The organism is Hymenobacter sp. BRD67 (assembly GCF_013256425.1).
Taxonomy (GTDB): domain Bacteria; phylum Bacteroidota; class Bacteroidia; order Cytophagales; family Hymenobacteraceae; genus Hymenobacter.
In genome coordinates, this window is record NZ_CP053904.1 from 3,938,266 (window position 1) to 3,955,081 (window position 16,816).

17 protein-coding genes and 1 pseudogene are annotated in these 16,816 nt (G+C 60.4%); 6 read left to right on the plus strand and 12 right to left on the minus strand.

From position 1 onward, the window contains the following. Positions 1 to 2: 2 nt before the first annotated feature. The 6 genes from GKZ67_RS23890 to fumC form a co-directional block, all read right to left on the minus strand. Positions 3 to 188 carry a hypothetical protein gene (locus GKZ67_RS23890; RefSeq protein ID WP_254244927.1) on the minus strand — a complete coding sequence of 62 codons (186 nt, stop codon included), beginning with the start codon at positions 186 to 188 and terminating at the stop codon, positions 3 to 5. A 45-nt stretch (positions 189 to 233) separates the two neighbouring features. Further along, positions 234 to 695 carry a DUF6970 domain-containing protein gene (locus tag GKZ67_RS18395; RefSeq protein WP_173245300.1) on the minus strand — a complete coding sequence of 154 codons (462 nt, stop codon included), beginning with the start codon at positions 693 to 695 and terminating at the stop codon, positions 234 to 236. 63 nt (positions 696 to 758) lie between these two features. Further along, complete coding sequence (locus GKZ67_RS18400) at positions 759 to 1,079, minus strand: diacylglycerol kinase family protein (protein WP_254244928.1); 321 nt, start codon at positions 1,077 to 1,079, stop codon at positions 759 to 761. Between the two features lie 63 nt (positions 1,080 to 1,142). After that, positions 1,143 to 1,742 (minus strand): GNAT family N-acetyltransferase, encoded by a 600-nt coding sequence (locus GKZ67_RS18405; RefSeq protein ID WP_173245303.1) that lies wholly within the window; start codon positions 1,740 to 1,742, stop codon positions 1,143 to 1,145. A gap of 69 nt (positions 1,743 to 1,811) precedes the next feature. Next, the gene (locus GKZ67_RS18410) at positions 1,812 to 2,423 is read right to left on the minus strand and encodes a hypothetical protein (protein WP_173245306.1); all 612 of its coding nucleotides are present in this window, start codon (positions 2,421 to 2,423) and stop codon (positions 1,812 to 1,814) included. Positions 2,424 to 2,578: 155 nt separating this feature from the next. Next, positions 2,579 to 3,988 (minus strand): class II fumarate hydratase, encoded by a 1,410-nt coding sequence (gene fumC / locus GKZ67_RS18415; RefSeq protein ID WP_173245307.1) that lies wholly within the window; start codon positions 3,986 to 3,988, stop codon positions 2,579 to 2,581. Between the two features lie 175 nt (positions 3,989 to 4,163). Between fumC and GKZ67_RS24155 the strand changes: the two genes are divergently transcribed. Next, the gene (locus GKZ67_RS24155) at positions 4,164 to 4,289 is read left to right on the plus strand and encodes a hypothetical protein (protein WP_262889615.1); all 126 of its coding nucleotides are present in this window, start codon (positions 4,164 to 4,166) and stop codon (positions 4,287 to 4,289) included. 45 nt (positions 4,290 to 4,334) lie between these two features. On the opposite strand, the gene GKZ67_RS18420 is transcribed toward GKZ67_RS24155, so the two are convergent. Beyond that, entirely contained in the window at positions 4,335 to 5,792 is a 1,458-nt protein-coding gene (locus GKZ67_RS18420; RefSeq protein WP_173245310.1) for an aldehyde dehydrogenase family protein, read from the minus strand. A 273-nt stretch (positions 5,793 to 6,065) separates the two neighbouring features. On the opposite strand from GKZ67_RS18420, the gene GKZ67_RS18425 reads away from it, so the two are divergent. Then, positions 6,066 to 7,133, plus strand: a complete 1,068-nt coding sequence (locus GKZ67_RS18425; RefSeq protein ID WP_173246992.1) for a proline iminopeptidase-family hydrolase — start codon at positions 6,066 to 6,068, stop codon at positions 7,131 to 7,133. Between the two features lie 30 nt (positions 7,134 to 7,163). On the opposite strand, the gene GKZ67_RS18430 is transcribed toward GKZ67_RS18425, so the two are convergent. The 4 genes from GKZ67_RS18430 to GKZ67_RS18445 form a co-directional block, all read right to left on the minus strand. Continuing rightward, on the minus strand, positions 7,164 to 8,219 hold the full coding sequence (locus GKZ67_RS18430; protein WP_173245313.1) for an energy transducer TonB: 1,056 nt from the start codon (positions 8,217 to 8,219) through the stop codon (positions 7,164 to 7,166). A 34-nt stretch (positions 8,220 to 8,253) separates the two neighbouring features. Further along, on the minus strand, positions 8,254 to 8,907 hold the full coding sequence (locus GKZ67_RS18435; RefSeq protein WP_173245316.1) for an RNA polymerase sigma factor: 654 nt from the start codon (positions 8,905 to 8,907) through the stop codon (positions 8,254 to 8,256). Between the two features lie 76 nt (positions 8,908 to 8,983). Beyond that, positions 8,984 to 9,376: a hypothetical protein gene (locus GKZ67_RS18440; protein ID WP_173245319.1), complete on the minus strand. Its 393-nt coding sequence runs from the start codon at positions 9,374 to 9,376 to the stop codon at positions 8,984 to 8,986. 175 nt (positions 9,377 to 9,551) lie between these two features. Further along, on the minus strand, positions 9,552 to 9,806 hold the full coding sequence (locus GKZ67_RS18445; protein WP_173245321.1) for a hypothetical protein: 255 nt from the start codon (positions 9,804 to 9,806) through the stop codon (positions 9,552 to 9,554). Positions 9,807 to 9,949: 143 nt separating this feature from the next. Here GKZ67_RS18445 and GKZ67_RS18450 point away from each other — a divergent pair, with 143 nt between their 5' ends. From GKZ67_RS18450 to GKZ67_RS18460, 3 genes are all read left to right on the plus strand, one after another. After that, entirely contained in the window at positions 9,950 to 10,351 is a 402-nt protein-coding gene (locus GKZ67_RS18450) for a hypothetical protein (protein ID WP_173245324.1), read from the plus strand. Positions 10,352 to 10,419: 68 nt separating this feature from the next. Then, positions 10,420 to 11,415: a hypothetical protein gene (locus GKZ67_RS18455; RefSeq protein ID WP_173245327.1), complete on the plus strand. Its 996-nt coding sequence runs from the start codon at positions 10,420 to 10,422 to the stop codon at positions 11,413 to 11,415. Positions 11,416 to 11,557: 142 nt separating this feature from the next. Beyond that, entirely contained in the window at positions 11,558 to 12,754 is a 1,197-nt protein-coding gene (locus GKZ67_RS18460; protein ID WP_173245330.1) for an SMP-30/gluconolactonase/LRE family protein, read from the plus strand. On the opposite strand, the gene GKZ67_RS18465 is transcribed toward GKZ67_RS18460, so the two are convergent. Next, positions 12,730 to 13,314, minus strand: a complete 585-nt coding sequence (locus GKZ67_RS18465) for a hypothetical protein (RefSeq protein ID WP_173245333.1) — start codon at positions 13,312 to 13,314, stop codon at positions 12,730 to 12,732. The two genes, GKZ67_RS18460 and GKZ67_RS18465, sit on opposite strands and share 25 nt — an antisense overlap. A gap of 547 nt (positions 13,315 to 13,861) precedes the next feature. Between GKZ67_RS18465 and GKZ67_RS18470 the strand changes: the two are divergent. Then, positions 13,862 to 16,800, plus strand: a pseudogene (locus GKZ67_RS18470) (2-oxoglutarate dehydrogenase E1 component). Positions 16,801 to 16,816 lie beyond the last annotated feature (16 nt).

Sequence of the window (16,816 nt, forward strand, 5' to 3'; positions counted from 1 at the left end):
TTTTAGGGGCTTTGGGTGCCGCTGAGGCGGGCAATCCAGATAGCCTGGGCATTGATAACGTGGCTGAAAATGCGCAGCGCGGCCTGGGGAGCCTCCTTGCCGGGCGCTACCGAAGAGTCGAGGCGGCGCAGCAGCGTTTCGTTGGCCCACACGTTGAAAGCGCCGAGCTTGGCAATCGTATTAATCATTGGAAGAGAGGAAGATTGGGAGAAGTTGTTGGCATTGCAGCCGGCTCAGCGGGGGTCTTGCCACACCAGCTGCTCATTGGCTTTGCGCTTGTCGAAGTTGGCACACTTGCCATCGCCTTTACCCGTGATGCCGCCTTCGGGGTGACATAGTATCTGGCCTTTTACATCATAAACGGTCGAGTACTGGTCGCAGCAGGGGGCCGACTCATAGTAAACAGTCTGGCCTTCATACTCATAGCGCGTGATGCGGATAATCGGATTGCGCTTGCGCGTGGCCAGGATACTTTGAATGCGCTGCCGCAGCCACAGCGGCCGGGCCGTGCTGTCGAGGCGCATATCGCGGGCCGCTACGGGGTCGGTGGTGTTGGTGCTGGTGGGCGCCGGCGTATCGGGCTCACTCACAAAGCCTTCGGAGGGCGGCGTAGTAGGCGTATTCACGACTACGTCTGATTGGCAAGCACTCAGTAGCAAGGCCAGCGCGGTAAAAGGGATAAGCAAACGGCGCATAGCGAAAATGGGTAAAAAAGCTAACGTAAAATCCTTTGTCCTTACGCCAATGGCTTCGAATAGTTAGCGCGACAGCAGGAGCCAGATTTTAGGCCCGAACAGCAGCGCTCCGACTGCCAGCGCACCCAGCGCGGCCAGCAGCACCGCGCCCGCCGCCACATCTTTGGCCTTGCCGGCCAGCGGGTGGTAGTCGGGCGACACCAGGTTGGTGAGGGTTTCGATAGCGGTATTAAACAGCTCGGCCGCCCACACGCCCGCCACCGCCAGCGCTACCAGCGCCCATTCGCTCAGCCGCAGCCGAAAGTACAGCCCCAGCCCGAGCACAATGGCCGTCGCTACCGCATGAAACTGCAAGTGCAGCTCGGAGCGCAGGGCCGCGCCCACTCCCCGAAAAGCGTGCCCAAAGCTGGCCGCCCGGCGGCGCAGCAGGCCGGGCCGGGGGCGGGGCTAGCCACGGGCGTCGAACTCGGCAAAAACGCTGTGCCGCAGCTGGTTCCACTCAGAGCGGATGATGCTGAAAATCTTGGTGTCGCGCCGGAAGTTGCCCTGCGTGAGGCGGTGGCTGCGCAGCGTGCCTTCCTCGGTGGCGCCCATGCGGCGCATGGCCTGCTGCGACTTCAGGTTGCGGCTGTCGGTTTCCAGCTCTACGCGCTCGCAGCCCAGCTGGTCAAAAGCATGGCACAGCAGCAGGTGCTTCGCGGCCCGGTTGAGGCCGGTGCGCTGAAAATCAGTGCCTACCCAGGTGTAGCCAATACTCAGCTTCTGATTGTCGGGGTCGAGGTTGTAGTAGCTGGTGCTGCCCGCCAGCCGCCCCGTGGCCCGGTCAATTATCACAAATGGGTAGCGCAGCCCGGCCTGCCGCGCCTGGCCCGCCGCCGCAATGTAGGCCGCCAGGCTCACGGTGTCGTCGGCGCGGCTGAGTGTGTATTCCCACAGCTCAGGAGTAAAGGCCACTGCCTTCAGCTCTTCAAAGTCTGTGGCTTCGAGCGGGCGCAGCCGGGCGCGGCTATTTTCCAGCACGAGGGTTTGTTCGAAATCGAAAGGCACGGCAGTAGAGAAAGAAGCGTAGAAACGAAACGAAAATAGCGGTAGCTGGCTAACCAGCCCACCTCTGGCCTATCGGCTCGCCGCGCAATGCTCGGCCACATAGCGCTGGTAATTGGCATAGGCTGGCTCGCGCACCAGGCTTTTTAACGCCTGCACGTGCGGGTCGGCTATATCGGCCGACTGGCTGCGCAGCCGCATAAAATACAACCCCGTTTGCAAGGGCTTGCAGTCGCCGGCCTCGGCCAGTTCGTGGGTTTTTAGTAGAGAGTAATCGAATGCTGCCCGCTCGCTGGCTTCCGGGGTGCGGCGGGCTGGCGGCACCGTGCGGAAGTAGTGTAAATGCCCGATTTCGTGGTACAGCACCACTACCAGGCGGTCGTCGTCGAAGCCGGGCTGAAGGTGTTGCAGGTAGCGCAGGTCGAGGCGCACCGCCCCGTTGGGAAACGCCATTGCCGGGGTTGCCAGCGGCAGCGCCGACCGCACCACCACAAACCGCCGCAGCAACGTATCGTGCTGCTGAACAGCTCGCAAAGCCTGATAAAACTTCGGGAACCGCTGGGCGGCTCCTGCCAGAGCGGCCCGGGCCGTAGCCGAATCGGCGGGCACTGCCTGGGCCAGCTGCGCCCGGCTGAGCAGCGGGGCGGCGACTAAAAAGAGGCTGAAAAACAGGTGGCAGCGCATAATTGGCTAATCAACAAAATAAAGAGCGTCATGCTGAGCTTGTCGAAGCATCTCTACCGAACGACCCTAGCGGCGCGGTAGAGATGCTTCGACAAGCTCAGCATGACGCTCTTCTCATGACGCCCTTCTTTGGAGAAAATTGTCCGATGAGCAGGCTAGCCCACGTTAATCTGACCCACCATGTCTTCCGGCTTCAGCCACTGGTCAAACTCCTCGGCCGTGACGTAGCCGAGCTTGATGGCGGTTTCCTTGAGAGTGGAGTTGTTTTTGTGGGCCGTCTGGGCAATTTCGGCGGCTTTGTAGTAGCCGATGTGTGGGTTGAGGGCCGTCACCAGCATCAGGCTGCTATCAACGTGCTTCTTGATATTGGGCAGAATGGGCTCAATGCCCACCGCGCACTTGTCGTTAAACGCTACGCACACGTCGCCGATGAGGCGGGCCGAGTGCAGGAAGTTGAATATCATCACGGGCTTGAACACGTTCAGCTCGAAGTGGCCCATCGAGCCGCCTACCGTGATAGCCACGTCGTTGCCCATTACCTGGGCGGCTACCATGGTCATCGCCTCGCACTGCGTGGGGTTTACCTTGCCGGGCATGATGCTGGAGCCGGGCTCATTGTCGGGAATCGAAATTTCGCCGATGCCGGCGCGCGGGCCGCTGCTGAGCATGCGCACGTCGTTGGCAATTTTCATGAGGCTCACGGCCACGGTCTTGAGCGCGCCGTGGGCTTCCACGATGGCGTCGTGGGCGGCCAGGGCCTCAAACTTATTCTCGGCCGTGACGAAGGGCAGGCCGGTTAGCTCGGCAATGTGCTTGGCTACGTTCTCGGGGTAGCCGGCGGGCGTGTTGATGCCGGTGCCCACGGCGGTGCCACCCAGTGCCAGCTCGCTCAGGTGCGCCAAGGTATTTTTGATGGCCCGCAGGCCGTGGTCGAGCTGCGACACGTAGCCCGAAAACTCCTGGCCCAGCGTCAGCGGCGTGGCATCCATGAAATGCGTGCGGCCGATTTTAACGACGTGCATAAACTCCTGCGACTTGGCCTTGAGCGTATCGCGCAGCTTCTCGATGCCCGGAATCGTAGTCTCGACCAGAATCTTGTAGGCCGCGATGTGCATGGCCGTCGGGAAGGTGTCGTTGCTGCTCTGGCTCTTGTTTACGTCATCGTTAGGGGCCAGAAACTTCTTTTCATCACTGAGTTGGCCGCCGTGCAGCACGTGGCCGCGGTAGGCAATCACCTCGTTCATATTCATGTTGCTCTGCGTGCCTGAGCCGGTTTGCCACACCACCAGCGGAAACTGGTCGGCCAGCTGGCCGGCCAGAATCTCGTCGGCTACCTGGCCAATGAGGGCGGCCTTCTCAGCCGGCAAAATGCCCGCGTCGCGGTTGGTAAGGGCCGCAGCTTTTTTCAGATAGGCGAAGGCTTTGATAATTTCCTTGGGCATCTTGTTGATGTCCTGCGCAATCGGAAAATTCTCGATGCTGCGCTGGGTTTGGGCGCCCCAATAGGCGTCGGCGGGCACTTGCACCTGGCCCATGGTATCTTTTTCGGTGCGGAACTGACTCATGTGAACTGACAAGGAGTGGGAAACTGCTTCTGGCAACGCTGGCAAAAGTACGCTCCCCGGCCGGAGCCCGGCAGCCATTGGCCGCTCACGGCCGTACAGGCACTAAGCCAACCCGTTTCTTAGCCATGCAACAGCCCTCGTCTCCCCCGCCTCCCATCCCGAGCCGCCCGTACCCGTGCAGGGCGACGGCGTGCCCGATTACAGCGACGTTGAAATTAAAACTGAATCTGACCTGCCCACGCCTACCAAGCCCGGCGGCAGCGCTACCGAGCCCGAAAGTGGTGGTGGCTACAGCGGCTAGTCTTGCAGTAGCGCGAACTTTGTAGTTCGCGCTACTGCCCTGCCGTTAAATCGGGTACTGCCGGGGCTCGTGCTGCACGGTTACCCACTGCACGCGGGTCATCTCGTCCATCACCCATTCGCCGCCAAAGCGGCCCAGGCCCGACTCGCGCTCGCCGCCAAACGGAGCGTTGGGCTCGTCGTTGACACTCTGGTCGTTGACGTGAATCATGCCGGTTTCTACCTGGCGGGCCAGCTGCACGCCGCGGTCTACGTTGCGGGTGTGCAGCGCCCCACTCAGGCCGAAGTCCAGCTCATTAGCCAGCTTCAGCATTTCCTGGTCGTCTTTAAAGGGAATGAGCACGGCCACCGGGCCAAAGATTTCGTTGCGCGCGATAGGCATATCGTTGCGCACGCCACTCATCACGGCTGGGTGTAGCACCGCGCCTTCGGCCTGGCCGCCGCACTCTATTTTGGCACCTTGGGCCACGCTCTCCTCCATATCCTTCTGAATGCGCTGCACCTGCTTGTCATCGATGAGCGGGCCGATGTCAGTAGCCTTGTCGCGCGGGTCGCCTACTTTCAGCGCCTTTGTGCGGGCCACCAGCTTGTCGCGAAATTCGTCGTATATCGCCTCGTGCACCAGAAAGCGGTTCACAGCCATGCAAATCTGGCCTTGGTGCATAAACTTGCCCATCATGGCAGCAGCTACGGCCAGGTCGATATCCGCGTCCTCGAGCACGATAAAGACGTTGTTGCCGCCCAGTTCCAGCGCTACTTTCTTCAGGCTTTCGCCGGCCAGCTTACCAATGCCTTTGCCCACCGGCGTCGAGCCGGTAAAGGAAATCAGCTTCGGAATGGGATGCGTCACGAAGGCATCGCCGATGGTCGACGACTTGCCGATGACCACATTGAACACACCTTTGGGCAGGCCGGCTTCCTCAAATAGCTTGGCCAGCAGGGTGCCGCCCGTAGCCGGGGTTTGCGAAGCGGGCTTCACCACAATAGCGTTGCCACAGCCCAGCGCCGGCGCAATGGAGCGCATCGACAAATGCACCGGAAAATTCCAGGGGCTGATAATACCAATGACACCCAGCGGCTTGCGGTACACGCGGCTTTCCTTGCCGGGCGTACTGGAGGGCAGAATAAACCCGTGCAGCCGGCTCGGGAAGGAAGAAGCTTCGAGAATAACCTCGCGGGCCAGCATCACCTCAATCTCACCTTTGGCGTGGGCGCCGCCGGCTTCCTGCGCTATCCAGTGAGCAAACTCGTCTTTGCGCTGAAGCAAAATGTCGGCGGCTTTCAGTAGAACATCGCGGCGCTCCTGAGGTAGCAATGCGGCCCAGGCCACGCCGGCGCGCCGGGCGGCCTCATAGGCTTCGTTCAGCTCATCGAGGCCCGCACATTTGATGTCGAGCAGCACGGAGTTGTCGTAGGGGTTTATATCCTGAATAACGTCCTGCTCACGCCCGTCGCGCCAGACGCCATCGATAAATTGCTTGTTCAGCTCTTGATAAGGTTGCATAAGTTGTGGAAAAGGAAGAAGTGGGGTGGAGAGCCGATAAGCCCGGCCAGTTAAGTAAATTAGTGGGAGTTTAACCCGATAAAATTGACCTTTGTTTATAAAGTGGAATGCCAGCGCAGCCCGAAGCGCAGAGAGTTTGCGGATTAAAGAGAGACTTGTTCAGCTATAAAGGGAGAATTTCTGCCGGCTGGCGGCCCAGCTTTTCGGCCGTTCTCCTAAATGCGTGCTAGCTTGGCGCACCGTTCATTTTCAGGCGGCTGCTTTTTACTCATGATGCTTTCTGCTACTTTACGCTGGGCCTGCGGAGCGCTGTGCGCGACCGCTTTATTTACCGCCTGCCAATCCAGCCCCGCCGGCAGCCCGGCCACTACCTCAAGCGGCGTCGCCTATTTCCCGGCTCCCGAAGCGGGCGTGAAAACGGGTGGCATCCAGGTCATTCCGATAACCACGCCCAAGGGTAAGTTCAACGTCTGGACCAAGCGCTTCGGCAACAATCCAAAAATCAAAGTGCTGCTGCTCAACGGCGGGCCGGGCGCCACGCACGAGTACTTCGAGTGCATGGAAAGCTTTCTGCCGCAGCAGAATATAGAGTTTATCTACTATGACCAGCTCGGCTGCGGCAACTCCGACAACCCCCACGATACCTCCATGTGGAGCCTGCCGCGCTACGTGGAGGAGGTAGAGCAGGTACGCAAAGCCCTGAATCTGAACAAGGATAACTTCTACCTGCTCGGGCATTCGTGGGGTGGCATCCTGGCCGCCGAGTATGCCTTCAAGTACCAGCAAAACCTTAAGGGGCTTATTATTTCCAACATGATGATGAGCTGCCCGGCCTACGGCAAGTACGCCGAAGACGTGCTGGCCAAACAGATGAAGCCCGAGGTGCTGGCCGAAATCCGGCACATCGAAGCCAAAAAGGATTTCGACAACCCGCGCTACATGGGCCTGCTGGAGCCCAATTTCTACGCCCAGCACCTGTGCCGTATCGTGCCCAATCCCGAGCCTATTACCCGCTCGATGGGCAAGCTCAATAAATCGCTCTACGTGACGATGCAGGGCCCCAGCGAGTTTGGCGTAGCCGGCAAGCTCGTGAACTGGGACCGCACCAAGGACCTGCCCAAGCTGACGGTGCCCGTACTCAGCATTGGCGGCAAGTACGATACCATGGACCCGGCCCACATGGCCTGGATTGCCACTCAGGTTAAGAACGGCAACTCCCTCATTTGCCCCCAGGGCAGCCACATGAGCATGTACGACGACCAGCAGACTTACATGAAAGGCTTCATCACCTTTCTCAAATCGGTAGATGACGGCTCGTTTAAGCCCGGCACCAGGCTGTAAAAAGCAAAGTAAAAAGCCGAGGTAATGCTGTTAAAAAGGGACTGCTATCTCCACTACCTGGGCGGCCCGCCGGCCGCTGCTGATGCCGGGTATCCAGGCCGGGCCCTCGCACACCAGGCGCTGGGCTTCGGCGTCGTAGTCGGCACGAAGGCCGCGTAGTACGTTGATTTGCTGTATTTTACCATCGGAGCCGATAGCCAGGCGCAGCTTTACCGTACCTGTTAACTTGGGTTCGGGCGTTTCCGGCTGAAAGCTGGCAGCATCCTGCCGCAGCTTTTCGCGCAGGGCCGGGTAGCCACCGGCCGGCACCGGCAGCACCGTAGGGCCGGCTGGCATAGCTGCGTCGCGTACCAGCGCCGGTTCGGAAGCCGGGCTGGCTTTAGCTATAGCCTGGCGGGTGCGGCCTGCCGGCGCAACAGTGTCGGTGAGGGCCATAGCTGCTGCCTGAGTTGGCGGCTGGGCCGGCGCGGCTGCTACCGCCGCGCTGGCCAGAGGCCGGCTTGCAGCGGGTTGATGCCGGCTATAAATATTGTTTCTTTTATATGTTTCTGCCCGGTGCCTGGCTTGCGCGGCCGGGTGCCTGGAAGCAGGCGCTGCGGCCACCGCTGGGGCGCTGGCTGGCGGCAGCCCAACCGAAGGCGGCGCAACGGGCACTGTCGCAGGCGTGGCCGCACTTGTGCCTGCCTGCTCCGTGACCGGCGGGCCAGGCGCGAAGTGACGCTGCTGCCAGGTCCACCAGCCGCCGGCCACCAGGCCCAGCAGCAGGGTAGCTGCCGCTGCCAGCTGCGGCGCCAGCCACCGATGCTGCCCCGGCCCCAGCTGCTGCCGGGCCGGGGCAGCCTGCAGCAGCACGCGCTTGCGCAGGCGCTGCTGCAGCTGCTGCAGCGCCTGGTCGGTGGTGGCGGGGGGAGTTTGCAGCAGGCCGTCGAGGATATCGGCGCAGCGCTGGCAGGCCAGGGTGTGCGCTTCGACCCGGTGCTGCGCGGCCGGAGCCAGCGAACCCGCCGCGTACTGCCGCAGCAATGCCACTGGCAGGTGGGCACCAGCCGGAGCAGTAGCGTTGAGCAACGGGTTAGTAGGCAGCATTTTTAAGTAAAAATTAAAAAGTAGTCGGCCGGGGTCAGGAGGTGATGCTTTCGTTGTCGCTGCTCATTCGCAGCTTTTTTTCCAGCTCGCGCCTGAGCATACGGCGGCCGTTCTGGAGGTGGCTTTTGACGAGGTTGAGAGCCAGCCCGGTAGCGGCCGCAATTTCCTGATACGATTTTTCTTCCAAATAAAACAGCTCCAGGCAGTGGCGCTGTTCGGCGGGTAGCTGGCTCAGGGCCAGCTCCAGGGCTTGGAGGTCGGCTTCGTGCAGGGAAGCTTCTTCGGCCTCCGCCTCAGCACTGGGCAGATGCCGGGCGGCGGCCATTTCCACATCGGCGGCATCGGGCAGCAGCAGTAGGGGGCCGCCGCTGGCCGTGCCGCGCTGCCGGGCGCGCAGCTCCATAAGGCAAAAATTGCGGGCCGTAGTATAGAGCCAGGCCGGAAAGTTATCGGGGCGATGCGTGCGCAGCTTTCCCACCAGCTGCTCAAACAGCTGCATAGCCGCATCCTGGGCATCTTCGTCGGGCGGGGCCAGGTAGCGGCGGCACACCGCAAACACCTCGGGCAGGTGGCGCTCGTACAAAATACCCAGCTCGGCTACGTCGCCGCCCTGGCGGTAGCGGGCCAGCACTTCCTGGTCGGAAAGCGCGGCAGCAGAAACGGCAGTGGCACGGCGGCGAAACAACACGGCAGCAAAATACGCTCACCACTTCGCAAAAAAGCCCGCGCCGGGCGGCGCGGGCTCAGGCGCAGTTCCAACAGCCCTACTTTTTGGCCGCTTCCTGCCTGTTGGCCCTTTTTTCGCGGGCCAACCCGGCAGCGGTATGGTCCCTGTCATCGACCCGCTGGTCGCTGGCATTCAGCTTGGCATCTATTCGGGCTCCGGCCTCTTTGGCTTTCACCTGGGCGCGGGCCGCAGCGGCATCAAGCTTGGTGCCGGCCTCGTCCAGTTTCTCCCCGATTTTCTCCCCGGCGGCATTCAGCTTGTTGGCAGCCGCGTCCAGCTTGCTGCCCACGGCATCGGCGCTGGGAGGAATTACTTCGGTGGTTGTCGTAGTGGTGCCATCGGCGCTGGTGGTCTTGGTAGTCTCGGTCGAGCAGGCAGTGAAGCTCAATGCCACCGCCGCGACAAGCAAAGTATTCAGCGAATGTTTCATGCGGGGATAAAAAAGAGGAAGAAATGCCGTTTTTAGAGCCCCGCCAGGCTGGCCGAAGCGCAGGCCCAGGGGAGCGGATAGGTAGCTGAGCGCGCCGGTAAGCCCGGATACGATGCCTTGCCAAAGATGGATTCGCTGCCAGGCATTGTTTAAAAATAATTATATTTTAAATATATTATTTTGCTTGAGCCGGCGCGCCATTCGTGGTGGAGTTGGCCGCGCCGGCGTGGTCGGTTGGCTGCGTGCCGGCGCTGTCGAGCCTAACGCCGGCCTTATCCTGGGCTAGCTGCTGATGAGCGCCAGCCGTATCGGCCGCTGCGGCCGCGTTATCGGTAGTCGAGTCGGTGGTAGTGGTTTTGTCGTTGGGAGTGCAGGCGGCCACGCTGCAAGCCAGGCCAGCGGCCAGGAGCAAAAGCTGAGAAGTCTTCATGAGTAAGGAGTTAAGAAAAAAAGAAGCCCATATCCTTAATTGGATTGGCTGTCGCAAGGTAACCTGCCTTTGTTAGGGCATGCCCCCGACCAACTTTTTTGCGGCGGGCCTAGTATAGCCAGCTAATCTATTCCTTGCCACTCATGGACTCTACTGCCTCAACTCCCCGCACCACTGCGGCCCCCGAAATTCAACTACACGTCAGCGATGAGCAGAGCACGGCTCTACTCACCGATACGCTTAACCTGCTCGGCCAGGGCCTGCCCAATGCCGATGGCGCCTCCGGCCTGCGGGAGCTGGAGCGCTGGGAAACCGTGCTGGCCGCCAGCGACCGTCCGGGCTTGGCCAAGATTAAGCAGGAAATCGGGTTATTGCGCGAAGCGCTTACTTCTTCCACTACTCAGGGCCACGAGCTTGCCGAAATTCTGGCCAGCCTGGGTGCCGAGGCCGCCAAGGTAGCCGACGAGTCGGCCAACGGCTACTCCGGCGCGCTGCATAACCTGAGCAAAGTACTTATCAAAGCCAGCAACCTGCTCTCGCGCTGAGATTTTGGCGGGCCGCCGCACGGGTTGGTCGTTGCCTCCCGACCTTTGCCGGCGCAAGTTGCCTCGCTATGATTACCCTTTACGACCCTTTTGAGGGAATGCAGTTTGGCCTTGGTCGCTGCTTTCTTACCGGCCAGCCCGTTGAGCCCCACGATACTATCGCGGTATTCCCGGAGTGGCTGCAAGCTGCTTATGGCCTGGCCGACCGCCCCATTTACCTGCTCGACCAGAGCCAGACTACCTACGCAGCCCTGCGCCTGCCGCTTGTGCCCGCGCTGCATCCACGCCTCGCTGCGCTGGAGGCCAGCGTGCAAGCCGCAGCCCTGGCCGGCCCGGCCGCGCTGCGGGCCCTGCCGCCCGCCCAGCTATGGCAGTGGGTAGGCAAAATATTCTACGGCATCTTTGTTACCGAGCTGCTTCAGCAGCAGGAGCCACTTATCAAGCCCCAGTACCCACTGGCGGAAAATGCACAGCTGGTGCAGCGCTTCCGCACGTTTTTTCAGCTGCTGCAAGGCCTGCGCGTTCCTACCGACTACGCCGATTTTGTGCCGGGCTCCGTAGTGGTACTTGAGGTCGATGCCGCTTACGACGCGCCGGTGTTTGAGTACGATGACGACCTCAATACGCTGGTTTTCAGTATAAAAATGGGTAATGCGGTGGTCGTGGCCACGCTCATTGATATTGGCCTTATTGGCAAAGCCATGCGCCAGGTAATTGCCGATGCACAGCGCCCCCTGCACCCGGCTCAGCTGGCGGAGTTTAAGGCCCGGACGTATTACGCAGCCTACCTGCTAGGCGTGGTGCCCGATATTTATCCGCGCCGCCCCACGCCCGCCGACGCGCCCGGCGCTGAGCTGGTGCTCGATGCGCTAATCGACGACGTAACCTCAACCATCTTCAGCCCCTGGGAAAACCTCGCCTATGGCCATACGCTCACTGGCCTCTGGCACCGCTGGGGGCTCACTGAAGAGCTTATTCTGCGCAACCCGTTTCAGCCGCTGAGCTTGCTCTACGATGCCGCCGGGGCCCGCAGTCGGCCGCCCAAGCCGCCGAGCAGCTGGTAGTGCTGACCTACAAAGGCTAAGCAAGGAGGCGGTTGCGCAGGCTATAACTTTCCGGCCAGCCAAACAGCCGCCCCAACCCGCCCGTATGCTAACCCCGGCCCCGCGCGTGGAGCCGGGGTTTTGTCTATTAACTTTTTGCTATATGAAGAAGAGAAGTTCTCTGTCCGCCGTTGCGCCAGTTGCGGTGGCGGCGCTGGGCTTGCTGCTGGGCGGCTGCAACTCGGGCGGCACCGCCCAGGCCGACCGGCCGCGCGGCACCATTCCGGCCGACTCGACGGCTACCCATGTGCCCGCCTCCGCGCCGGCCGGCTCACCCCTGACCGTAGTGGCCGAATTCACCGACCCGCAGGTGACGGGCGTAGCGGTGGCGCCGGGCGGCAAGGTCTTCGCCATTTCGCCGCGCTGGGATTATAACCCGACGTTTCCGGTGGCGCTGGTCGGGGCCCATAATTCGCTCACGCCTTACCCCGATGCCGGCTGGTGCATGTGGAACGACTCGGTAAAAGCCGAGCCCCAGAAACACTGGATTTGCCCGCAGGCCGGCTATGTCGATAAGCAGGGTATGCTATGGATAGTAGACCCCGCCGCGCCCGGCCTCAAGTTTACGGTGCCCGGCGGCCCCAAGCTGGTCAAAACTGACCCCAAAACCGGCCAGGTTCTCCAGACTATTCTCTTCCCCGAAAGTGTGGCCCCGCGCCGCTCGTATCTCAATGATGTGCGCATCGACCTGCAAAATAACTACGCCTATCTCACCGATTCGGGTACGGGCGCGCTGGTAGTGGTCGATTTGAAAACCACAAAATCGCGGCAGCTGCTGGCTAAGCAGCCTTCTACCCTGCCCGATAAAGGCTTTATTACCAAGGCCCAGGGCAAGGCGCTGTACGATCCGCAGGGTAAGCCCGGCCAGTTTAAGGCCGATGGCATTGCCCTAAGCACCGACAACCAGTACCTCTATTATCGCGCTTTATCGGGCCATTCGCTCTATCGTATCAAAACGGCGGCCCTGCGCAACGCTGCCCTGAGCGAAGCTCAGCTGTCGGCCCAGGTTGAGAAGCTGGGTGATGCGCCCGCCTGCGATGGCATGGAAATCGATAGCAAGAATAATCTTTACCTGACCGGCTTCGAAAACGGGGAGATTTTGCGCCGCACGCCCGCCGGCAAAATTGAGACTGTCGTAAAAGAAGCCCGCCTCGAATGGCCTGATACGTTTAGCTGGGACCCCGACGGTAATACTATCTACTTTACCACGTCGGCTATCCACAAAACGCCGCACTGGAACAAGGGTGTAGGGCAGCCTCGCGAGCCGTTCCGCATCTACAAGATGGCGCTGGCGAAATAGTAATCGGGTTTTTCTTTGAAAATCTGCCCGCGGCGAGAACTGATTCTGGCCGGTCTTATGCTTCCCCGAAGCCTGAGGCCGGCCATTGGCTTGTCGGCGGCCCGGTCTGGGATAGTGGAAGATGGCCTTGCTGCCGGGGGCCGGTAAGCAAGCTGAATTTTAACGTTTTTCGTGAAGATATCCAGCTTTTCGCGGCGGTGCGTCAGGATATCCATGCAGTGGCGATGCCGCCGGTTCATCGTATCGTGAATAGTATATATTCCGTCTAGCTCCGGCGATATGCCCTTGACCTGCACCTTGTCGCCGTATTGAAACTGGCCGCCCCAGCGCGCCAGCAGGTCGTGGGAGAGGGCCATCCAGCGCATTTTGCTGCTGTAGCGGGGCTTAATGCGCGAGTTGTCGGCCGTTATAAAGGGCTCGTCGTCAGTCTGGCCCACTTCAGCCTGATAAGCGGTAGCCGTGACGGTATAAGTGAGCGGACGGGCCAGGCGGGTCCGCTTTTGGGCTGTGCGGGGCATGAGCATGCGCCGATGACCCTCGGTAGTGAGAAAGGTGGCCACACTATGCACCTTGGCACTCGTTTTAGTGTGATGGTGTGAGGCATGAAGCGTCACGGCCGCTAACAAAACGTTGACTATAATTTTAGCATTATCCATCGAATAACGATTGATTTTGCCGCCACTTTAGCCCGGCGGGATGAGCATTCTTTAAACGCTGCCGATTGGGCAGAAAGACATTAACGATGAGCCACATGCAATTGTTACAGAAAAATAAATTGTCCTATCGGGCTCGCCGTGAGCGTCCGCAGGCGCGGGTATTTGGCAAAATAGTACCACCACTTCGCCGGCAAAGTCCGAGGGCGTTTAATTAAAAAAGCCGACATTTTTAGCAATTCCAACCGGGCCTATTTCTGAGGCAAGCCAGTTGCCCGCAGACCTGAATGCAGGCCGGGTTGACTAAATTGGCAATCCAAGTAAAGGGAGAATAACCTTTGGCAGTTTATCCGTTTGATTAACAAACAAATTTGTGTAGTCGAATGTAGGTTTTAGGGTTATTGTCAGCTACTTTACTTTTGCATCGACTTAGTCGTCCTTTCAGATTCCCGCCATGGATACCTACACCTACATTGCCAACGCTGACGCGGCGGCCATCGAAACGCTCTATCAGGCGTACCGAAACAACCCCGAGTCTGTCGATTTTGGCTGGCGGAAGTTCTTTGAAGGATTCGACTTCTCGCAGCAGTTTCCGGAAGGTGCGCCTGTAGTGCCCGGCGCCGCTACCAACGGCGCGACATCTACCAACGGCAGCGCACCCAAAACTGCCGCTTCGCCCGCGCCCGGCCCCGTGCCGCAGCCCGACGACTATGGGGTGCTCAATACCAACGCCTCCACCAATAATGCTCCGGGCCTGGCCCAGGGCGCCGTGGCCGGCGATAAGGAAACGGCAGTGCGCAACCTTATCCATGCCTTCCGCAGCCGGGGCCACCTGCGCGCCAAAACCAACCCGGTGCGCGAGCGCAAAGACCGCCAGGCTCGCCTGAATCTGGCCGATTTTGGCTTGAGCGACAGCGATTTGGATGTAAAGTTTCGTCAAGGCGAAGACCTGGGGCTGGGCCAGGGCGCTACCCTACGCGAGATTGTGGCGGCGCTCACGAGCATCTACGCCGGCACGGTGGGCTTTGAGTACACCTACATCCGCGACCCGCAGGTGCTCGACTGGTTTCAGCAGAAAACCGAGCACGACGCGCTGGCCTTCAACCCCGATGTGGAGTACAAGAAGCGTATTCTCAAGAAGTTGAACGAAGCAGTAGTCTTCGAAAACTTCCTGCATACCAAGTTTTTGGGCCAGAAGCGCTTCTCATTGGAGGGCGGTGAAACGACCATTCCGGCCCTTGATGCCATCATCAATCGCGGGGCCGAGCTGGGCGTGAAGGAAGTGATGATTGGCATGGCCCACCGCGGTCGCCTGAACGTGCTGGCCAACATCATGGGCAAGACCTATGAGCAGATTTTCTCGGAGTTTGAGGGCACGGCCACGCCCGACCTCACGATGGGCGACGGCGACGTGAAGTACCACATGGGCTACTCGTCGGAAGTGGAGGCGATGAACGGTCAGAAAGTGAATCTGAAGCTGGCGCCCAACCCCTCGCACCTAGAAGCGGTGAACCCAGTAGTGGAAGGCTTCGTGCGGGCCAAGATTGAGCACCAGTACGGCGGCGACTACCACCAGATTCTACCCATTCTCATCCACGGCGACGCGGCGCTGGCCGGCCAGGGCATCGGCTACGAGGTGACGCAGATGTCGCAGCTCGAAGGCTACAAAACGGGCGGCACCATTCACTTCGTGATTAACAACCAGGTTGGTTTTACTACTGACTTTGAGGATGCCCGCTCTTCCATCTACAGTACCGACCTGGCCAAGATTATCGACGCGCCCGTGATTCACGTCAACGGCGACGACCCCGAGGCGGTGGTGTTTGCGGTGCGGCTCGCTACCGAGTACCGCCAGCAGTTTCACGCCGACATCTTCATTGATATGGTGTGCTACCGTCGCCACGGCCACAACGAGTCGGACGAGCCCAAGTTCACCCAGCCCACGCTCTACAACGTTATCTCCAAGCACCCCAACCCGCGCGAGGTGTACAACGCCACGCTCGTGAAGCGCGGCGACGTGGATGCCGAGCTGGCCAACCAGATGGACCGCGAGTTCCGCGACACCCTGCAGGCCCGTCTCGACCAGGTGAAGCAGCAGCCGCTGCCGTATAAGTACCAGGCGCTCGAAAACGAGTGGCGCACCCTGCGCCGCAGCACCAATGAGGACTTCGACCAGTCGCCGGAAACCGGCATCTCGGCCGAAACGGTGGAGCGCGTGGCGCAAGCGCTGACGACTATTCCGGAGAATTTCCGGCCCATCAAGCAGATTGATAACCTGCTGAAGGAGCGCCGTAAGATGTTCTACGAAACGCGGGTGCTCAACTGGGCGGCCGGTGAGCTGCTGGCTTACGGCTCGCTGCTAACCGAAAAGCACATTGTGCGCGTGAGCGGCCAGGATGTGCAGCGCGGCACGTTCTCGCACCGCCACGCGGTGCTGCACGACGCGGAGACTTCCGCGCCCTACAACTCGCTGAATGCCATGAGCGGCGAGCACGAGCAGCTGTGCATCTTCAACTCGCTGCTGAGCGAGTACGCCGTGCTGGGCTTCGAGTTTGGCTACGGCATGGCCAACCCCACCGCGCTGGTGGTGTGGGAAGCGCAGTTTGGCGACTTCGCCAACGGCGCGCAAACCATGATTGACCAGTTTGTGGTGAGCAGCGAGAGCAAGTGGCAGCGCATGAATGGCCTGGTGATGCTGCTGCCCCACGGCTACGAAGGCCAGGGCCCGAGCACTCCAACGCCCGCCCCGAGCGCTTCCTGCAATTGGCGGCCGAGAACAACATCGTAGTGGCCAACATCACGACGCCGGCCAACTTTTTCCACGCTCTGCGCCGGCAGCTGACGTGGAGCTTCCGCAAGCCGCTGGTGGTGATGTCGCCCAAGTCGATGCTGCGCAACCCGCTGTGCGTATCGCCCATTGAAGATTTCACGAGCGGTCGTTTCCAGGAGGTGCTCGGCGATGGTTTTGCTGAGGCCAAGAAGGTGAAGAAAGTGCTGCTGTGCTCGGGTAAGGTGTACTACGACCTGCTAGAAGAGCAGCGGCAGGCCGACCGCAAGGATGTGGCCATCGTGCGCCTCGAGCAGCTGCACCCCTTCCCCAAAAAGCAGCTCGACGCGGAGCTGGCCAAATATCCAAAAGCCAAGATATATTGGGTGCAGGAAGAGCCCGAGAACATGGGCTACTGGAACTACCTGCTGCGCTTTATGCGCCGCGAGCTGGAGGACGTGGTGGCCCGCAAGCCCTCGGCCTCGCCCGCTACCGGCTACAACAAAGTACACGTAAAGGAGCAAAAAGAAATCGTAGCCCGCGCCTTCGACAAGCCCAGGGAAGCCGTAGCCGAGCAGCAAATCAAATCCGAAACCAAAGCCGCCGAAAAAGCCATAACCGACTAGCCAGCCCGCGCAGCGG